Below are 16995 nucleotides of genomic sequence, written 5' to 3' on the forward strand. Positions count from 1 at the left end.
CCCTGTCACCTTGTCACCTTGTCACCTCGTTACCCGAAACGCCCGCACCTCCCCCCCGCTGTTCCCCACCACCACCACCGACCCCGCCGGCGTGCGTACCACCGCGAGGTCCCGTGCCTCGTCGGGGGCGAGGAAGCCGCTCAGTGTGGGCGAGAGGGGCTGGAAGGCGCCCGATCCATTGCCGCGCACGAACAATCCCTTGCCCGCGTCCAGGGGCGGGGTGTTCGGTTCGGTGTGTAGGAGACTTCCGGCGAGCAGGAGGTCGAGGGCACCGTCGCCATCGAGGTCTTCGGCCAGGATCGCGTGGATCGGCGAGATCTGCGCCGCGGGCGGGAGCGGATGGACCGAGAACGAGCCGCCGTCGTTGCGCAGCCAGACGCTGGCAAAGGTATCCGCCCGGTAGTGCAGCACGCTCTCCAGCCGCCGGCGGCCGAAGATCTCGCGCATGGTAAGGCCGGCGAAGCTGTGGTGGGTGAGATACCGCGCGGCGAGGATGTCCATCTCCCGACCCAGCAGCGCCAGGCCATAGTAGGGGTACTCCCTCCGCTCCACCTCCTGCGTGAAGATGATCTCGGACTCGCCGAGACCGTCGAGATCGCCCGCATAGACTCCGAACCGGCTCTCCGGCGACGTCGAGTAGCTGTGGTTCAGGCCCACATTGCCGGCGACCAGGTCCAGGTCGCCGTCGCCGTCGAGATCGCCGGTCGCGAGGCTGTACCACCACCCGGTCATCGCCGGCAACCCCATTTCCCCGGTCACGTCGCGAAAACGGCCGCCGTCGTTGCGATGGAAGCGAATCGCCATCCACTCGCCAGCAGTCACGAGGTCCGGATCACCGTCCTCGTCGAAGTCCATCCAGACGGCATCGGTCACCATTCCGAGCGAGTCCGCCAGGTGCGGGGCGACTTCGGCGGTCACGTCGACGAAGGTCCCCCCCGAGTTACGCAGCAGGTAGCTGCGCGTGGGTGTGGGATAGGCGCCCGGGACGACACGCCCTCCGACAAAGAGGTCGAGCTGGTCGTCGCCGTCGAAGTCCGCCGCGCGCACGGCCGAGGTGCTCGTGGTCATCTTGGGGAGGGCGTCTTCCGCACGAGCGAACCGGCCGCCGCCAAGGTTGCGGTAGAGCCTGTCCTGCAGCGACCGCGAGCCCTCCGGCAGATGGAATCCCCCGCTGGTAACGTAAAGGTCTGGAAGTCCGTCCCCATCGGCGTCGAAGAACAGGGCGCCGCAGTCGACGGCCACACTATCCTCCTGCCACGGCGCCGGGTGCGGAGATCGGGCGAATCGCCCATCCGCGGCCTGCAGGAAGAGGGCACCGGCCTGGTCCCCCCCGCCGCCGACGAAGAGGTCCTCGAGCCCATCTCCATTCACATCCGCGACGGCGAGGGGCGGCCCCTCCCGCGACATCTCGTGCGGCAGAAGCGGCTGCTCGGTGAAGTCGAAGCGAGCGTGATCGTCGCGGTGGGTGAAGGACAGGCCCGCGGTGGAATCGAGCGCCACGAACAGAGGCGTAGCGGGCGAACTTCCAGCGCAGCGGTCCGAGGACCCGGGCAGCTGTGCGTCGCTCTGCCGGAGCGTGAGGGTGGTGTCGGGGTGCAGGCCGGTGACGCACTGCACCCGCCCGTCCGGCCAGATCACCTTCAGCTCCTGCAGCGCACCGGCGGCCGCGACGCCGAAGTGCACCACGTCCTCTACGGTCGACATGAAACCGCGCTGCAGCACGTGCTCCACGTACTGCTCGCCCCGCTCCGTCCGGAGGGTGAGCTTCGCTCCGATTCCCTGGCGGTTCGCCCCCTCTCCTTCGAGGCGCACGCGCAGATAGTGCCCCGCCGGGGCAGCCTCGCCGTCCACGCCCTCGTTCCGATAGATCGACGCGGGCGCGTCGATGTTATTCACCGCCAGGTCCAGCCACCCATCGCCGTCCAGGTCGACGTACACCGCGCCATAGGAATAGCCGGGCTGGTCCAGCCCCCAATCGCGTGTGCGGTCTCTGAAGGTCAGATCTCGCTGGTTGTGGAAGACGTGGCTGGCCACGTAGTACCCGCCCAGGCTGTCCAGCAGCTCCTGCATCGCCTGACGGGCCGCCTTTTCGTTGGAGAGCCGGCGGGCCATGCGGTTGTTGGCCTGGTAGTCGAAGTCGGTGACCGCTTTGGGGTAGCCGTTGCTGATGAAGAGGTCCTTGAAGCCGTCGTTGTCGAAGTCGGCAAAGAGCGCGGTCCAGCTCCAGTCGGTGTACGCCACGCCCGCAAAGCGCGCGATTTCGCTGAAGATCATCCGCCCGTCCGGCGTGATTCCACGGCTGAGCTGGAGGGTGTTGGTGTTGAATTGCGGGGAGTAGCCAGCGCTCGCCATCGATTCGAGCGCGGCTCGCGTGGTCGACCCGCTTACCAGCTTCCTCTCCCTCAACCCCGGCGGCATCATGTCCGTCTGCATGATGTCCGGCCAGCCGTCGTTATTGAAATCGGCGATATCGATGCCCATCCCGGCGAAGCTGGTGTGATCGAGCCACTCCGCCAGCCTATCGGTAAAGGTGCCGTCGCCGTTGTTGATGTAGAGGACGTCGTTGGGGGCAATGTCGTTGGAGACGTACAGATCGGGCCAGCCGTCGCGGTTGATGTCCGACGCAACGACTCCCAGCCCGTAGCCCAGCCTGCGTGCGATGCCCGCCTGCTCCGAGACGTTGACGAAGGTACCGTCCCCCTGGTTCTGGTAGAGCTGGTCGAATCCAGCCGGATTGGCGGAGGCGCGACTGAAGGTGAACTGTCCGGTCTCCCCGCGAGCGAACTCACCCGGGGAGTTCGCGAGCAGGTAGAGGTCGAGATCGCCGTCCCGGTCGTAGTCGAAGAAGACCGCGTGGGTGGTGAAGCCGGTGTCCGCGATGCCGAACTCCTCGGCCTTCTCGACGAACCGGCCGGTGCCGTCATTCACGAACAGCAGGTTCGCGCGGTCCTCCGGCTTGGTCCAGACCGGACCGGCGACCGAGACATAGATATCGAGGTCGCCATCTCCTTCGATGTCGACCATGCTCACGCCCGTCGCCCAGCGCGTCGTGCCGACTCCCGCGGCTTCGGTCACGTCCTCGAAGCGCATCTCCCCCCGGTTCAGGTAGAGCCGGCTGGAGACCATGTTGCCCGCGAAGTACAGGTCCGGGAGACCGTCTCCGTTCACGTCTCCCGCGCCCACGCCCGCCCCGTTGTAGACGAAGGCATCGGTGGTGAAGTTGTGCTCCGCGGTCAGGGTGAGGGCGTTGGCGAAGGTCACGCCCGTCCGCTCGCCGTCCAATAGAGTGAAGCGGATATCCGGCGGGTTGCGATTGCAGGCAGTGAGGGCCGCTCCCGCCATGACGAGGAGGGGGCGCCGAAACCTGGACAGGGTCATTCCGGCTGGATGCTGAAGGTGGGCGCGGGTTCGGTCCGGCTCGGGGCCTGGCGGCCCTTCTCCTTGGGCGGACTTACTCTTGACGTCGCAAGGAGGCGGGCGGCGCCGGGCTTCGGCCTCGCTACTGGGACGGCTGTCCGCTCTGCGGCTCCAGCCGCCCCAGGGTCCAGAGCAGTCCGCGCGCGACGAGGTCGAGGTAGGCGGGATCGGCCATGGTCTCGTTGTGATGACCCATGGTGGTCACAAAGACGCGCGCCTTGCCGTAAACGTTCGTCCAGGCGACCGGATAGTGCTCCTCATTCTCCACGCTCCAGGCCTGCAGGAGCGGAGTCATCGACGGCCAGGTGTGGTCGATGTTGTAGAGCTCGTCCACGCCGGGGCCCCAGCCGGTCGGGAGGTCGTGCACGATCGGATGATCGGGCGCCACCCGCTCGATGGTGAACTCGCGCTGCGCGTCGTGGCGCATGCTGGAGGCGCCCATGAGCTGCTTCCACGAATCCGTGGTCGAGCGCCGATAACTGTGGGTGGCGCCGTGAAGGATCACCGCCGGAATGCCGCGGTCGCGATGGGTGTGTGCGATTCGGTCGATCCATTCCGGGTCTACCACGTAGGAGAAGGACATGTTGTATACCACCACGTCGAACTCGTCCGCCCAGGCCGTGTTCGCATGGCGGGGGATGAGGGTGTCAGTGGAGGTGCCGGCGGTATGATCGATGGTCCACTCGATCGGGAACGGCACTCTCTCCGACAGCCCCGGCGGGATGATCTTCTCCTGCGCGACGAAGTCGTGAAAGCCACCCCCGGTGATGTAGAGGGCGCGGATCGGCCGCTCGTTCTGCGCAGAGGCTGGCAGAGCAGCGAGCGCGAGCAGCAGAAATACCCCGAAGAGGCGCCTGGCGGTACGTAGCATGGGAGAATCGAAGCCGTGGGAAGTAGGGAGGGGGATATCGTACGGCGGGCGTTCGGCCGGGACAAGGAGCGAGGGGGCTGGGTGAGGGGGTGACAAGGTGACAAGGTGAACGGCCGGTGCGGGTACGCTGGCGAGGCGGGGGAGCCAGTCACCGCCTGGCCAGATCTAGCGGGCCAATCTGGCTGCCAAGCCGACGGTAAGGCTGCAATGACGCCTATGTTCCGGCCAGGGCTCGCTCCCCACGCTGGACACCCCAGGCCCCGATCTCCGAACCGCCACCGCCGTTCACCTTGTCACCTTGTCACCTTGTCACCCTGTCACCCTGTCACCGGCACCTGCGGCACCGGCGCCTCCCTCCCCGCTCCGCCGCTGGGGCGAATGTTCTGGTTCATGCGGAAGAGGTTGTCGGGATCGTAGCGATCCTTGAGGGCAACCAGGCGGGAGTAGTTGGATCCGTACGCGTTCGTCACCCGCTCCGTCTCGTCCTCGGGGACGAAGTTCACGTACACTCCCCCGGTTGCGAAGGGCGTTACCGCGTTGAACAACTCGCGCGCCCAGGCCATGCACGCCGCGTCCTGGGAAGGGTCGTTCCAGCGACCGTGCACGTTCATCAGATAGCGCGTGGCACGGTGCGGATAGGCGGTGGCGTCAGGGGGAAGGTTGTGGATGGCGCCGCCCATCTGCCCGATGAAGACCTCGCATTGGGGATCCGGAAGTCTTCCGACGTGATCCACGAACAGGCGGATCAGCTCGTCGGGCAGCGCGATGAAGTCATGGGACTTCCAATAGTTGCGTGCTCCCGGCGTGAGCAGCGGGTCGAAGGTCTGCTGCCAGCCGGCGTAGGGCGCCGGACCGATCACATCGGCGATGGGGTTCCCAAACCGCCGCAGCGGCTCGAGGTTGCGTTCTCCTTCCGCGATGGGCCCCGCATGGAAGCAGGCCATGACCAGGATTTCCCGCCCGTGCCACTCCTCCGGTAGGAAGGGCAGCGGCGGCGCCTTGCGCAGCACGCACCAGACCGCGGTCTCGTTCGGAAGCGTAGCGGAGAAGTCGCGATAGAAGCGCAGCACACGCTCCGCGTCGTCGTACGGGTGGACGATGAGCCCGGCAAGCACTTCGGGGCCGAGAGGCCGCAGCGTGAACTCGAACGAGGTCGCCACCCCAAAATTTCCCCCGCCGCCGCGAATTCCCCAGAAGAGCTCGGAGTTCTCGGTCTCACTCGCCCGCACCTCTTCTCCGTTTGCGGTCACCAACCGGGCGCTCCGGAGGCTGTCGACGGTCATGCCGTCGCGACGGCTGAGCCATCCGAATCCGCCGCCGAGGGTCAGGCCGGCGATGCCGGTCGTCGAGTTGATGCCGAGGGGGACCGCGAGCCCGTGCTCCTGGGTGGCGCGGTCGACGTCGGCGAGCGTGCAGCCGGGCTCCACCATCGCCGTCCTGGCGGCGGGATCGACTCTCACCTCTTTCATGGGCGAGAGGTCGACGACGAGCCCGCCATCACAGACAGCGTTGCCGGCGATGTTGTGCCCGCCGCCACGCACTGCAACCAGGAGCCGGTGGTCGCGTGCAAGCCGCACCGCCTGCACGACGTCGTCGCTCCCGCGGCAGCGGATAATGAGCGCTGGTCGACGATCGATCATCCCGTTCCAGATCGATCTTGCACTTTCGTAGTCCGGGGATGAGGCGGTCAGCAGGTCTCCCTTGAGGCGGGACCGGAGGCGGTCAAGGACTGCTGCGTCGAGGCGGGTGGACGATCCGTCCAGCGTGCGGATGGAGAGGAACATGCCGGGCTCCTTGCACGGAGGGTTCGGCGGCGGGGCGACGGCGCCGGATCACGCCACGTCCCGGCCACCGGGGACAGCCCGGGACGGGATGGCTGTGGCCCAGCACCCATATTAGGGGTGGTCCGGGCCAGGAAAAGGTTCCTGTTTCGCGTGGGCGATGGTGGCGGCAGAGTACCGATTCACGGCAGGGGGGCGGGCACCGGACCAACCCGCGGGCCTGCTGGCGGTGGGGGGCGCGAGCGGCCACGCAATTTCTGCCGGACCCGATCCGGGCGGTGGCTTTGTCAGGGAGTGAATAGGGAACAAAAGCGGCCCTGGAGGGAACCACGGGGACAATCTTCCGCGCCGTGAGGGGATCCCACTCCCGCGTCCGGCGCGCGAAGCTCCACGATCCTTCGATGAAGACGATCATCATAGCCGCGGGCGCGTGCCTGCTCCCTTTGAGCTCGGTCGCCTGTACCGGTTCGACCGGCGCCCAGGCGCTCCGCGGCCCTGGACCTTCCCCTGCCGACACCATGCAGATCAACCCCTTGCTCGCTCCCTGGATGGGCCCTTATGGCGGCGTGCCGCCCTGGGATCGCGTTCGCCCGGCCGATTTTCCGGAGGCCTTCAGGATCGCCATCGACCGGCGGCGAGCCGAGATCGAGGCGATCGCCAACAACCCCGACTCGCCCACCTTCGAGAACACGTTCGTGCCGCTCGAAGACGCCGGCCGGGAGCTCGATCGGGTGCGCGCCCTCTTCGGAGTGCTCACCAACAACCTCAGCACCCCCGAAGTCCAGACCATCGAGCGCGAGTGGTCCCCTCGACTGGCCGCCGCCTCGGACGAGATCGTCTTCAACCAGGCGCTCTTTCGGCGAATCGAGAGCATCTACGAGAACCGTGAGCGCAGCGGCCTCACGCCCGAGCAGCAGAGGCTGGTCGAGCTCACCTACCAGCGTTTTGTGCGCGCCGGAGCGAAGCTGGACTCGCTGCAGAAGGAGCGGCTGAGCAAGCTGAACCAGGAGCTCGCGGGGCTCTTCGCCGAGTTCGCCAACCGGGTGCTGGCGGACGAGAACAGCTGGGTGCACATCGAGAACGAAGAGGACCTCGCCGGTCTGCCGGCTTCGCTGCGGGCCTCGTACCGGGCTGCCGCGGAAGAGCGAGGGCTCCCCGGCTGGGCCGTCGTCAACACCCGATCCAGCGTCGATCCGCTCCTGACCTTCGCGGAGAATCGATCGCTACGGGAGCGGGTGTGGAAGGCGTTCAAGAATCGGGGAGACAACGGCGACCCCAACGACACCAAGGAGATCATCGAGCGGATCGTCCGTCTGCGTGCGGAGCGGGCAAGGCTACTGGGCTTCGAGAGCCACGCCCACTGGCGCATGCAGGGCACGATGGCGGAGGATCCCGAGCGGGCGAGAGAGCTGATGCTGCGGGTGTGGCCAGCGGCAGTCGCGCGGGTCCGCGAGGAGGTGGCCGACATGCAGGCGATCGCGGATCGGGAGGGAGCCGGCATTACCATCGAGCCGTGGGACTACCTCTACTACGCCGAGAAGGTCCGGCAGGAGCGGTACGATCTCGATCAGAACGAGATCAAGCCCTACTTCGAGCTGGACAACATGATGCGGGCCGTGTTCTGGACCGCCGAGCAGCTCTACGGCCTCACCTTCCACGAGATCACCGGCCAGGTGCCGGTCTTCCATCCGGACGTGCGCGTCTGGGAGGTCCGGGAGGGTGATCAGCACGTGGGCCTCTTCTACAGCGACAACTTCGCCCGCGGCGGCAAGCGCTCGGGAGCCTGGGCGACCACCTATCGCAGCCACGAGAGTTTCACCGGGGAAGAGATCACTCCGCTCGCCTCGAACAACAACAACTTCGTCAAGGGAGCTCCAGGCGAGCCGGTGCTGATTTCTCTAGACGACGCGGAGACGCTCTTCCACGAGTTTGGCCATGCGCTGCACGCCCTGCTCTCGGAGGTGCGCTATCCGGGGCTGGCCACAACGCCGCGTGACTTCGTCGAGTACCCGTCGCAGGTGCTCGAGCACTGGGTGCTCACGCGGCCTGTATTGGACCGTTTCGCCCGCCACTACCAGACGGGTGAGCCGATGCCCCAGGAGCTGGTGGAGCGGATCGAGGCGAGCCGCACCTTCAACCAGGGATACGCCACCACCGAGTACCTGGCGGCGGCGCTGGTGGACATGGCGCTACACACCCTGCCCGATGGAGATATCGATGCCGCGGAGTTCGAGCGGCAGGCCCTCGAGGAGATCGGCATGCCGCGCGAGATCGCGCTACGGCACCGGCTGCCGCATTTCAACCACCTCTTCACCAGCGACGCCTACTCGGCTGGCTATTACAGCTACCTCTGGTCGGAGGTGATGGACGCGGACACGTGGAAGGCGTTCGAGGAGTCGGGCAACGTATTCGACCCGGAGCTGGCCGCGCGCATGCGCGAGTACATCCTCGCGCCGGGCAACTCGACCGACCGGGCGGAGGCGTACCGACAGTTCCGCGGACGCGACCCGCGCGTCGAGGCACTGCTCGAGGTGCGCGGCTTCCCGGTGGAGGCGGTGCAGTAAGGCGAGGGCGGGGAACAATTACGAATTATGAATTACGGATTACGGATTACGGATTACGGATTGCTTGCGGGTCTGTCCGGGGGGCGGTTGGGCCTGTCATTCGCGCACGATTCTCGAGACGATATCGCCTGTAGGGGCGCCCGTTGTGGGCGCCGCACGACAGAACCGAGGCTTCCGGACGTTGAGGAATCCGCGGGCGCAAACAATTCGTAATTCGTAATTCGTAATTCGTAATTATTCCCCCCTGCTACTCCGCACTCGCTCGGGGCGGCGGGAACTCGCCTACTACCTGCCCGAGGAGCGTCGACAGCTCCTGCACGATATCCGGGTGCTCGGCGGCGACGTTTCGCGTCTCGCCGGGATCCGCTTCCAGGTCGTAGAGCTGCGGCTCGGGATCGTTGCCCAGCTCGGTGTTGGTGTTGGCGCTGACGCGAGGTCCCTGGTTGGGAGGAATGTACTTCCAGCGGCCGCGCACAATTGCAAGGTGTCGGGCGGTTGCCTGCTCGATCAGGTACTCGCGCCCCTGGTCCGACCGGCCGAGCAGGGCGGCGAGCTGATCCTCGCTATCGGGTGCCGCGTCGGAGGGCAGCTTCACCCCTGCCAGCGCGGCCATGGTGGCCGGGAAGTCGACCTGCGAGATCAGCGCGTTCGACGTCCGACCCGCAGGCACCACTCCGGGCCACCGAACCAGGGTCGCCACGCGGGTTCCCCCCTCGAAGGCGCTGTACTTCCCTCCCCGGAACGGTCCCGCAGGGCGGTGGTCGCCCAGCAGCTCTACCGCCTGATCCTGGTACCCATCATCCACGACCGGGCCGTTGTCGCTCGAAAAGATCACCAGCGTGTTCTCCCGCAGGCCGAGTCGGTCGAGGGCGTCGAGCACCTGCCCCACCTGCCAATCGAGCTGCAGGATCGCGTCGCCGCGGGGGCCCATGCCGCTACGACCTGCGAAGTCGCGATGGGGCACGCGCGGCACGTGGATGTCGTGGGTCGAGAAAAAGAGGAAGAAGCGCTCATCCCGGTGCTGCTCGATGAACTCGACAGCCTTCGACGCGAACACGCGGGCCATTGTCGTGTCTTGCCAGCGGGCCGATTTACCCCCGGACATGTAGCCGATGCGGCTGATGCCGTTGACGATCGTGAAGTCGTGGCCGTGGCTCGGGTGCAGCGTCAACAGCTCGGGATTCTCGCGACCCGTCGGCTCGCTTCCCACCTTTTCCTTGAAGCTGACCTGGATCGGATCTGACGGGTCGAGGCCCACCACGCGGTGGTTCTCGACGTAGACGGTGGGGACCCGATCGCCCGTGGCCGGCATCAGGAAGGCGTAGTCGAAGCCGATTTCCAGCGGGCCCGGGCGGATCTCACCGTTCCAGTCAGGCCCCCCATCCGGACCGAGGCCCAGGTGCCACTTCCCCACCACGCCCGTGGTGTAGCCGGCCTCTTTCAGGATCGAGGCGAGGGTCACCCGGCCGGGAGGGATGATCGCCGCGGCGTCGCCCGGCAAGACGTTGGTGCCGGCCTGCCGGAAAGCGTACTGCCCGGTGAGCATCGCAAAACGCGACGGGGTGCAGGTGGCCGCGGCGGAGTGGGCATGGGTGAAACGCAGTCCCTCGCGCGCAATCCGATCGATATTGGGGGTGGAGATGCGGGTGGCGCCGTTGGCGCTCACGTCTCCGTAACCGAGATCGTCGGCGTAGATGAGCACGATGTTCGGCGGCTGCTCTGGCGCTGGCATTCGCATGGACGGCGCGCAGGCGGCGAACGCAAGGAGGATCAGGAACGGGAGGCTGCGACGGAAGCTCATGCTCGAAGCGGTCTCGCGGGTGGAGGCGCCGGCGGGCAAGGCCGGCCCCGTTCAGGCTGGTTGAGGACAAGGTAAGCGGGGGTAAAAGAGGAAGCCAGAAGCCAGGAGCCAGGAGCCAGAATGACGACTGGCTTTCGACTTCTCGCTTCTGGATTCCAGCTTCTGGCTTCTGGCTTCGGTGCACCGGCCGTTCTATTGCGCGGAATGCACTCCGGTGGCTTCTGCTCCAGCCGGCCGCAACAGCCGCGGATCGGAGCGCAGGATCTGGTAGAAGCGATCCGCGAGCAGGCGGTGGCCGAGCTCGTTCGGGTGCCCGTCCCAAGGGCCCAGATACACCTCGGTCTCTGCATAATCCCCGTACGCCCCTTCTAGCGTGTGGGAGATGAAGCCTGCCTCGGAGGCAAGCCGCTCGAGCCACGCGACCGGTGCGGGCGGAGAGCCGTTGACCTCATCGGTGGTGGGGACGAAGAGCCACACGCACGGGATCCCGTGCTCCCGGCAGAGCTCTGCCATCCCCTGGAAGCTCCACCGCGCCACATCGACCAGCACCGGCTGCAGACTGCGCTCGATGGAGGCGGCGCTGCCTGCCTCGAGAGCGCCGGACCGGGCGAGAATCTCTCGCAGCTCGGGGTCGGTGATCGGGAGCCCCTTCTCGATGGCGATCCGCAGGTGCGTACGCAGGCGCGCTCCGATTTCCTGGCTATGGCCCGCGACGACGAGGAGGTCAGGATCGAAGTCGAAAACGCGGCTCCGGGCCGATAGATAGGTGTGCAGCAGGCCGTACCCGGCCACGGAGAAGTTGAGGATCTCGTAGCGCTCTCCGCTCGCCGCGCCTTCGCTGTTGAGCCGATCCTCGACGACGTTCTCGTAGACCGAGTCCTGCGGCACACCTGCACCCACTTCGTAGGAAGATCCCAGCAGCGCGATCCTGAACACCCCCGTCGGCTTGGCCTGCTCGTAGTCGCGATCCCGCATTCCCCACCGGTTGGTGCGGAAGGGCGCCAGCTTCACCGTTTCCTCGTAGCCGGGGACCATCTCGTACTCGAGCAGATCGTCTCGCTCCCGAGTCGCGCGGCTCCCGCGACCCGACCCACCCCAGTTGTCCGGCCGTTGCGCCAACGCCTGCACGGTCTCGATTGCGTTGGCGAAGCTCCCTGCATCGAGCAGCCCCTCGTAGTAGCCGCGCTCCATCAGCTCCGTGTCGCGGCGGTTCATCCGGTTCTCGCGCACGGCGAGAACCGCGTCCTCCACCGGGTCCGCGAGCACCGGCCGGATGCCGGGCGTACCGATCAGGATGAGAACCACCGCCGTCGCCCCGACGAGCACGGCCGACCAGAGCGGCGGCCTCTCATCCGGCGGAGGCGATGGCAGCCACTTCCGACTGACGACGTACTGCAGCAGCACCCCGAGAGCGACGAGGACGGCCAGCGCAACGATGAGAACCGCTACCTCCGAAGCTCGAGCGCGACCCGCGACGGCGACCATGGCGATCCACTCTTCGACGGAGGCGCTGCTCCACAGCGACCAGAGAACGGTGATCGTAACGAACATCGCCAACGTCCGGAGCGAGAGGAGGAGCGCCGGACGCAGCGCCCAGCGTGGCTCGCCCAGGCTTCGCCTGCGGCCACGCCTGGCCTCGTACAGCGAGTTCGCCACCACCAGCGTCCCGAGGATCCCCCAGAAGAGGGCGTCGGTGAGGCGGAGCGGGAAGCTTCCCCGTAGCCAGAACCACTGGTACGAGTGGAGTAGCCACGTTCCCAGAAACACCGCCGCCGTGGCGATCACCATTGCCGCATTGAGGCCCAGCTTCCGCGCGCGCATCAACGACGGATAGTAGAAGATCTTCATCATGAAGTCCTTCCAGTAGATGTTGATCCGCCGCCAGTAGTCGTTGAAGCTTGACGCGAGGAAGTAGAGGTGGTGGGTCTCCGGCAGGTTGAAGCCGAAGAGACAGAGGATCCCGACAATCAGGTGAAACTGCCCGGAGATGCGCAGATAGAGCAGATAGGTGGTCAGCATCGCCTGCACCACACCACCGAGCGTCTGCACCTCGGCCTGCGTCGGCACGAAAAAGAGGTAGACGACCCGGTACAGCAGCAGGTGCAGCATCCCGCGAAAGATCCACCGCAGGCCCTTCTCGTAGATCTCCACGGCCGGGCGGTCGTAGTAGGTGCGCAGATAGGTGCGGTAGTCGACGACCGGGCAGAGCGGAAAGCAGACGTTCGGCAGCAGGAAGAAGTAGCCGAGCCGGGCGGCCAGGGGAGCCGGCTGGGTCTCGTGCCGCAGGTCGTAGAGGTAGACGACCAGGCGGAACATGAACATGGAGCCGAGGATGGGCAGCACCATGACGGGCAGCAACGGCATGCGCCCGAACGGCGTGGGGATCCACCCGGTTCGCATCCCCGCGAGCAGCGCCCCGGCCGCGACCAGCAGGGCAACCCGTGCGGCAAAGGGAATCGGCAGATGACACAGCGCGATCAGGCCGAGCCCGAGGAGGATGAGGCCCGTCCCGTACTCCGCACCGAAAACAGTGAGGATGGCCGCCAGGGAAAGCAGCACGAAGAAAGAGCGACGCAGTGCGATGGGCAGCACCGCGTTGATGACGAAGCCGACGAACAGGAGGGGCAGGATGCGGACGAAGCCGAAGCTCTCCTCCAGGCGGAAAGTCCGGATCGCCAGCAGAACGAGCGCGAGCTGAGCCGCCACCATCAGAAGGCGACCTACATCGGGTAGCTCGACAGCGCCCGTCCGTTCGCCTCGCTGGAGGGCGCGCTGGAGAGCCAGAACAAGGGAAGGCCGGGCGGCCCTCCCGGCGGCGGGCGGGGACGGAGGAGCGGTCATGATTCGGAGCGAAGAGGGGGAGGCGGCTTGATGATTCGCGCCGACGCAGCCCGCCGGCCCGCACGAAATGCGCCCCGTTCAGAAGTGTCCCCAGCGGGTGAGAATCCCGCCCCCTGCCCGCGAGCGCGATCCGCTCCCGGCGGCGCTGCTGCTGAAATGACGCCACAATCTGCGGCCGACGTTCGGCACAGGTGGGGCGTCGCGGCCCCTCCTTCTGTCGTGACGCCGCGGTACCCTTTACTTTCCTGCCGCTTCATCGACGAAACCTGCAGACAGCGGCGGGCTCATGGGCATCTTTCCGCGCGACGAGAAGTTTTTCGATCTGTTCAATACTCTGGCGAGTCGGCTGGTCGACTCGGCCGCGATCCTCGATCAGCTGTTCAAGGAGCCGGACCGAATCCCCCAGCACGTCGCCGCCATCAAGGAGCTCGAGCATCAGGCGGACGAGCTGACGCGGAGCGTTATGGACCGGATCGATCGGAGCTTCGTCACCCCGATCGACCGTGAGGACATCCACCTGCTGGCCTCGTCGCTCGACGAGGTGATCGACCTGATCGACGGCACCGCGCGGCGCGCGCAGATGTTCCGCATCGTCGACATCCACCAGCCGGCACGCGAGCTCACGTCGATCATCGTGCGCGCCGCGGCCGCCATCCAGATCGGGGTGAGAGGGGTGAAGAACTCGAAGGAGGTGGCCACGCAGGCCCGGCAGATCAAGGTGCTGGAGGAGGAGGGAGACGCCGTCTATCACGAGGCGGTGGGTCTCCTCTTCGAGGGCACGCCGGAGCCGCTGAACGTGATCAAGTGGAAGGAGATCTACGATAAGTTGGAAGACACGCTCGACCAGTGTGAAGACGTCGCGAACGTGCTGGAGAGTATCTCCATCAAGAACAGCTGATGGTCACGTTCATCCTCTTCATCGTCTTCGTCGCATTCGTCTTCGATTTCATCAACGGGTTCCACGACTCCGCGAACTCTATCGCGACGGTGGTGGGAACCCGGGTTTTGAAGCCCTTCACCGCGGTCGCCTGGGCAGCCACCTTCAACTTCTCCGCACTCTTTATCGTAGGCACGGCAGTGGCCCGCACCATCGGGAGCGGGATGATCAACCTCGACGTGGTGACCCCGACGGTGGTGCTCGGGGGGCTCCTGGGGGCGATCGGTTGGAATCTGATCACCTGGTACTGGGGGCTGCCGTCGAGCTCTTCTCACGCGTTGATCGGAGGATATGCAGGCTCGGCCGTGGCGGCCGCGGGGTTGGTGGCGATCGAGTGGGGCCGGAAGTGGATCGAGACGCTCGCCTTCATCGTCGTCTCCCCACTCATCGGGATGGCGCTGGGCTACGTGCTGATGCTGATCTCGCTGTGGACTTTCCATCGCGTGTCGCGCAGCCGGGCGGAGGGGTTCTTCCGCTACGCGCAGCTCGCGAGCTCCGCTATCTTCTCCCTCTCGCACGGAGCCAACGACGCGCAGAAGACGATGGGGATCATCGTCGGCCTGCTCTTCGCCGCCCAATCCTCGTTTGCCGACAAGACCGGTCTGCTGAGCCACTTCTACGTCCAGGACGTCAATCACATTCCCCTCTGGATCGAGCTGGCCGCCTACTCCGCGATCGCCCTCGGCACGCTATTCGGAGGATGGCGGATCGTGCACACCATGGGGTCGCGGATCACCCGACTGCGTCCGGTGGGCGGGTTCAGCGCCGAGACGGGGGGAGCGATCAGCATCCTGCTCGCGACGTCCTTCGGCATCCCGGTCAGCACCACGCACACGATCACCGGATCGATCGTGGGCGTCGGAGCGTCGACGCGCCTCTCGGCGGTGCGCTGGGGGATCGCCGGTCGGATCGTGTGGGCGTGGGTGTTCACCATCCCGGCCGCGGCCATCATGGGAGCGCTGGCCTACCTGCTGATGGGCCTCTTCCTGCCGGCCTAGGCGGTCGGCCCGGTGGCGCAGCGCTCCGCGCCCCCTAATATGTTGTTCTGGAAAGTCTTCACTCCCGCACCGCCGCCCGCCGGATAGGAGCCGTCTGATGAATCAGAAGATCAGCCGCCGCGACTTCGTAACGAGCGCCACGGGTGCCGCGTTCGGGTTCACCATCGTGCCCCGGCACGTGCTAGGCGGACCAGGTTACCGGCCGCCGAGCGACACGGTGAACGTCGCGATCGTGGGCGCCGGCGGAATGGGCATGTCGAACGCGCAGAACGTGGTGGACGGCGGTCACCGCCTGGGCGCCATCGTGGACGTCGACTTCGGCTTCGTGGATAGGTCGCTGCAGGGGCGCGTAAGCGGCGGGCAGGGCGGTCCCGATCCGCGCGCGGTCGCCCTCCAGCAGGCGTACGCCGGCGCGCGTCGCTACACCGACTTCCGCCGCATGCTCGACCAGCAGCGCGACATCGACGCCGTGCTGGTTGCCACCCCTGATCATACCCACGCGATCATCGCCAAGCGGGCGATGGAGGCGGGGAAGCACGTTTACGTGCAGAAGCCTCTCACCTGGTCGGTGCACGAGGCGAGAGTGCTGGCGGAGACTGCAGAGCGAACCGGGGTGGTGACCCAGATGGGTAACCAGGGCCACTGGCGCGAAGACTCGCTGCGGGTGAACGAGATCGTGCAGGCGGGGGTGCTGGGGCCGGTGCGCGAGGTGCACGTGTGGACCAACCGACCGATCTGGCCGCAAGGGGTTCCTCGTCCGGAGCCGGTGATGGGACGGCCGGCGGAGATCGACTGGAGCCAGGGTGGCGTGCAGAGAATCCTTGCGAGCGCGATGGGTGGAAGCTACCCGCCGCCGGCGGGGCTCGAGTGGGATCTCTTCCTCGGCCCGGCACCGGTGGTCGAGTACCACCCCATCTACCATCCCTTCAACTGGCGTGGTTGGGTGGACTGGGGTGTAGGGGCGCTGGGGGACATGGGCGCACACCTCATGGACCACCCGTACATGGCGCTCGAGCTGGAGTACCCCACCAGCATCGAGACAACGTCGACCCCGTGGGGCGGTGACCCGCGCAATCCGGCGAGCTACCCGCAGTCGATGGTGGTCACCTACCGCTTCCCGGCCAGGGGCGAGCAGCCTCCCGTGCGCATGACCTGGTATGATGGTGGCCTCCTGCCGCCTCGCCCCGAGGCGATCCCTTACGACGTGCCCCTGAACCGGGACGACAACGGTGGCGTGATCTACATCGGCGAGCGCGGGGTCATGCTGCACGGGATGTGGGCCGCCGAACCCCTGCTCTTCCCGGAGACGCTGATGGAGGAGGCGGCGCGGGTACCGCAGCGCTACAAGCGCCTCCAGCCGACCGAGCACGAGAACTGGCACGAGCTGGACTGGCTTAACGCGATCCAGGAGAACCGCCAGGCGAACAGCCCCTTCTCGTACGCGTCGAAGCTGACCGAAGTAATGCTGCTGGGGCTGGTGGCCCTGCGGGTCGGCCAGGGCGTGCCCATCGAGTACGACGGCGCGCAGATGCGCGTGACCAGCCACCCGGAAGCCAACGCGTTCCTCACGCGCGAGTACCGGGCGGGGTGGGCGCTGTAGGAGGGCACGCGGCTCAGCATCACCGCAGGCCCGGCGGGGAAGGCACCGCCCAGGATAACCGCGGAGGGCGCAGAGCGTTACGCGGAGGGCACAGACGGATAACAGAGCGCAGAGGAGGGGAGGCCGGCCAATTACGAATTACGAATTACTAACGCCCGAAATGCCGTATGAGGCTCTTTGTCCTC

Annotated in this window: 9 protein-coding genes; 4 read left to right on the plus strand and 5 right to left on the minus strand. The window is 66.5% G+C overall.

Annotation, left to right across the window (positions count from 1 at the left end; translation table 11 throughout):
- Positions 1-21 precede the first annotated feature (21 nt).
- The 3 genes from VF167_05330 to VF167_05340 form a co-directional block, all read right to left on the minus strand.
- Positions 22-3378, minus strand: coding sequence for a VCBS repeat-containing protein (locus VF167_05330; GenBank protein ID HEX6924826.1), 3357 nt, complete (start codon positions 3376-3378; stop codon positions 22-24).
- Positions 3379-3499: 121 nt separating this feature from the next.
- Positions 3500-4288: a ThuA domain-containing protein gene (locus VF167_05335; GenBank protein HEX6924827.1), complete on the minus strand. Its 789-nt coding sequence runs from the start codon at positions 4286-4288 to the stop codon at positions 3500-3502.
- A 317-nt stretch (positions 4289-4605) separates the two neighbouring features.
- Entirely contained in the window at positions 4606-6072 is a 1467-nt protein-coding gene (locus VF167_05340; GenBank protein HEX6924828.1) for an FAD-binding oxidoreductase, read from the minus strand.
- A gap of 398 nt (positions 6073-6470) precedes the next feature.
- Between VF167_05340 and VF167_05345 the strand changes: the two genes are divergently transcribed.
- Complete coding sequence (locus VF167_05345) at positions 6471-8633, plus strand: M3 family metallopeptidase (GenBank protein ID HEX6924829.1); 2163 nt, start codon at positions 6471-6473, stop codon at positions 8631-8633.
- A gap of 247 nt (positions 8634-8880) precedes the next feature.
- Here VF167_05345 and VF167_05350 read toward each other — a convergent pair whose 3' ends face one another.
- Positions 8881-10434 carry an arylsulfatase gene (locus VF167_05350; protein HEX6924830.1) on the minus strand — a complete coding sequence of 518 codons (1554 nt, stop codon included), beginning with the start codon at positions 10432-10434 and terminating at the stop codon, positions 8881-8883.
- 192 nt (positions 10435-10626) lie between these two features.
- Positions 10627-13275, minus strand: coding sequence for an SGNH/GDSL hydrolase family protein (locus tag VF167_05355; GenBank protein ID HEX6924831.1), 2649 nt, complete (start codon positions 13273-13275; stop codon positions 10627-10629).
- A 286-nt stretch (positions 13276-13561) separates the two neighbouring features.
- On the opposite strand from VF167_05355, the gene VF167_05360 reads away from it, so the two are divergent.
- The 3 genes from VF167_05360 to VF167_05370 all read left to right on the plus strand — a co-directional run bounded on the left by VF167_05360 (position 13562) and on the right by VF167_05370 (position 16810).
- Positions 13562-14173: a DUF47 family protein gene (locus tag VF167_05360; GenBank protein HEX6924832.1), complete on the plus strand. Its 612-nt coding sequence runs from the start codon at positions 13562-13564 to the stop codon at positions 14171-14173.
- Positions 14173-15210 carry an inorganic phosphate transporter gene (locus VF167_05365; GenBank protein HEX6924833.1) on the plus strand — a complete coding sequence of 346 codons (1038 nt, stop codon included), beginning with the start codon at positions 14173-14175 and terminating at the stop codon, positions 15208-15210. Before VF167_05360 ends, VF167_05365 begins: the two co-directional genes overlap by 1 nt.
- Before the next feature lie 97 nt (positions 15211-15307).
- On the plus strand, positions 15308-16810 hold the full coding sequence (locus tag VF167_05370) for a Gfo/Idh/MocA family oxidoreductase (protein ID HEX6924834.1): 1503 nt from the start codon (positions 15308-15310) through the stop codon (positions 16808-16810).
- Positions 16811-16995: the final 185 nt, after the last annotated feature.

This window comes from Longimicrobiaceae bacterium (assembly GCA_036375715.1).
In the GTDB taxonomy this organism is placed as follows: Bacteria; Gemmatimonadota; Gemmatimonadetes; order Longimicrobiales; family Longimicrobiaceae; genus DASVBS01.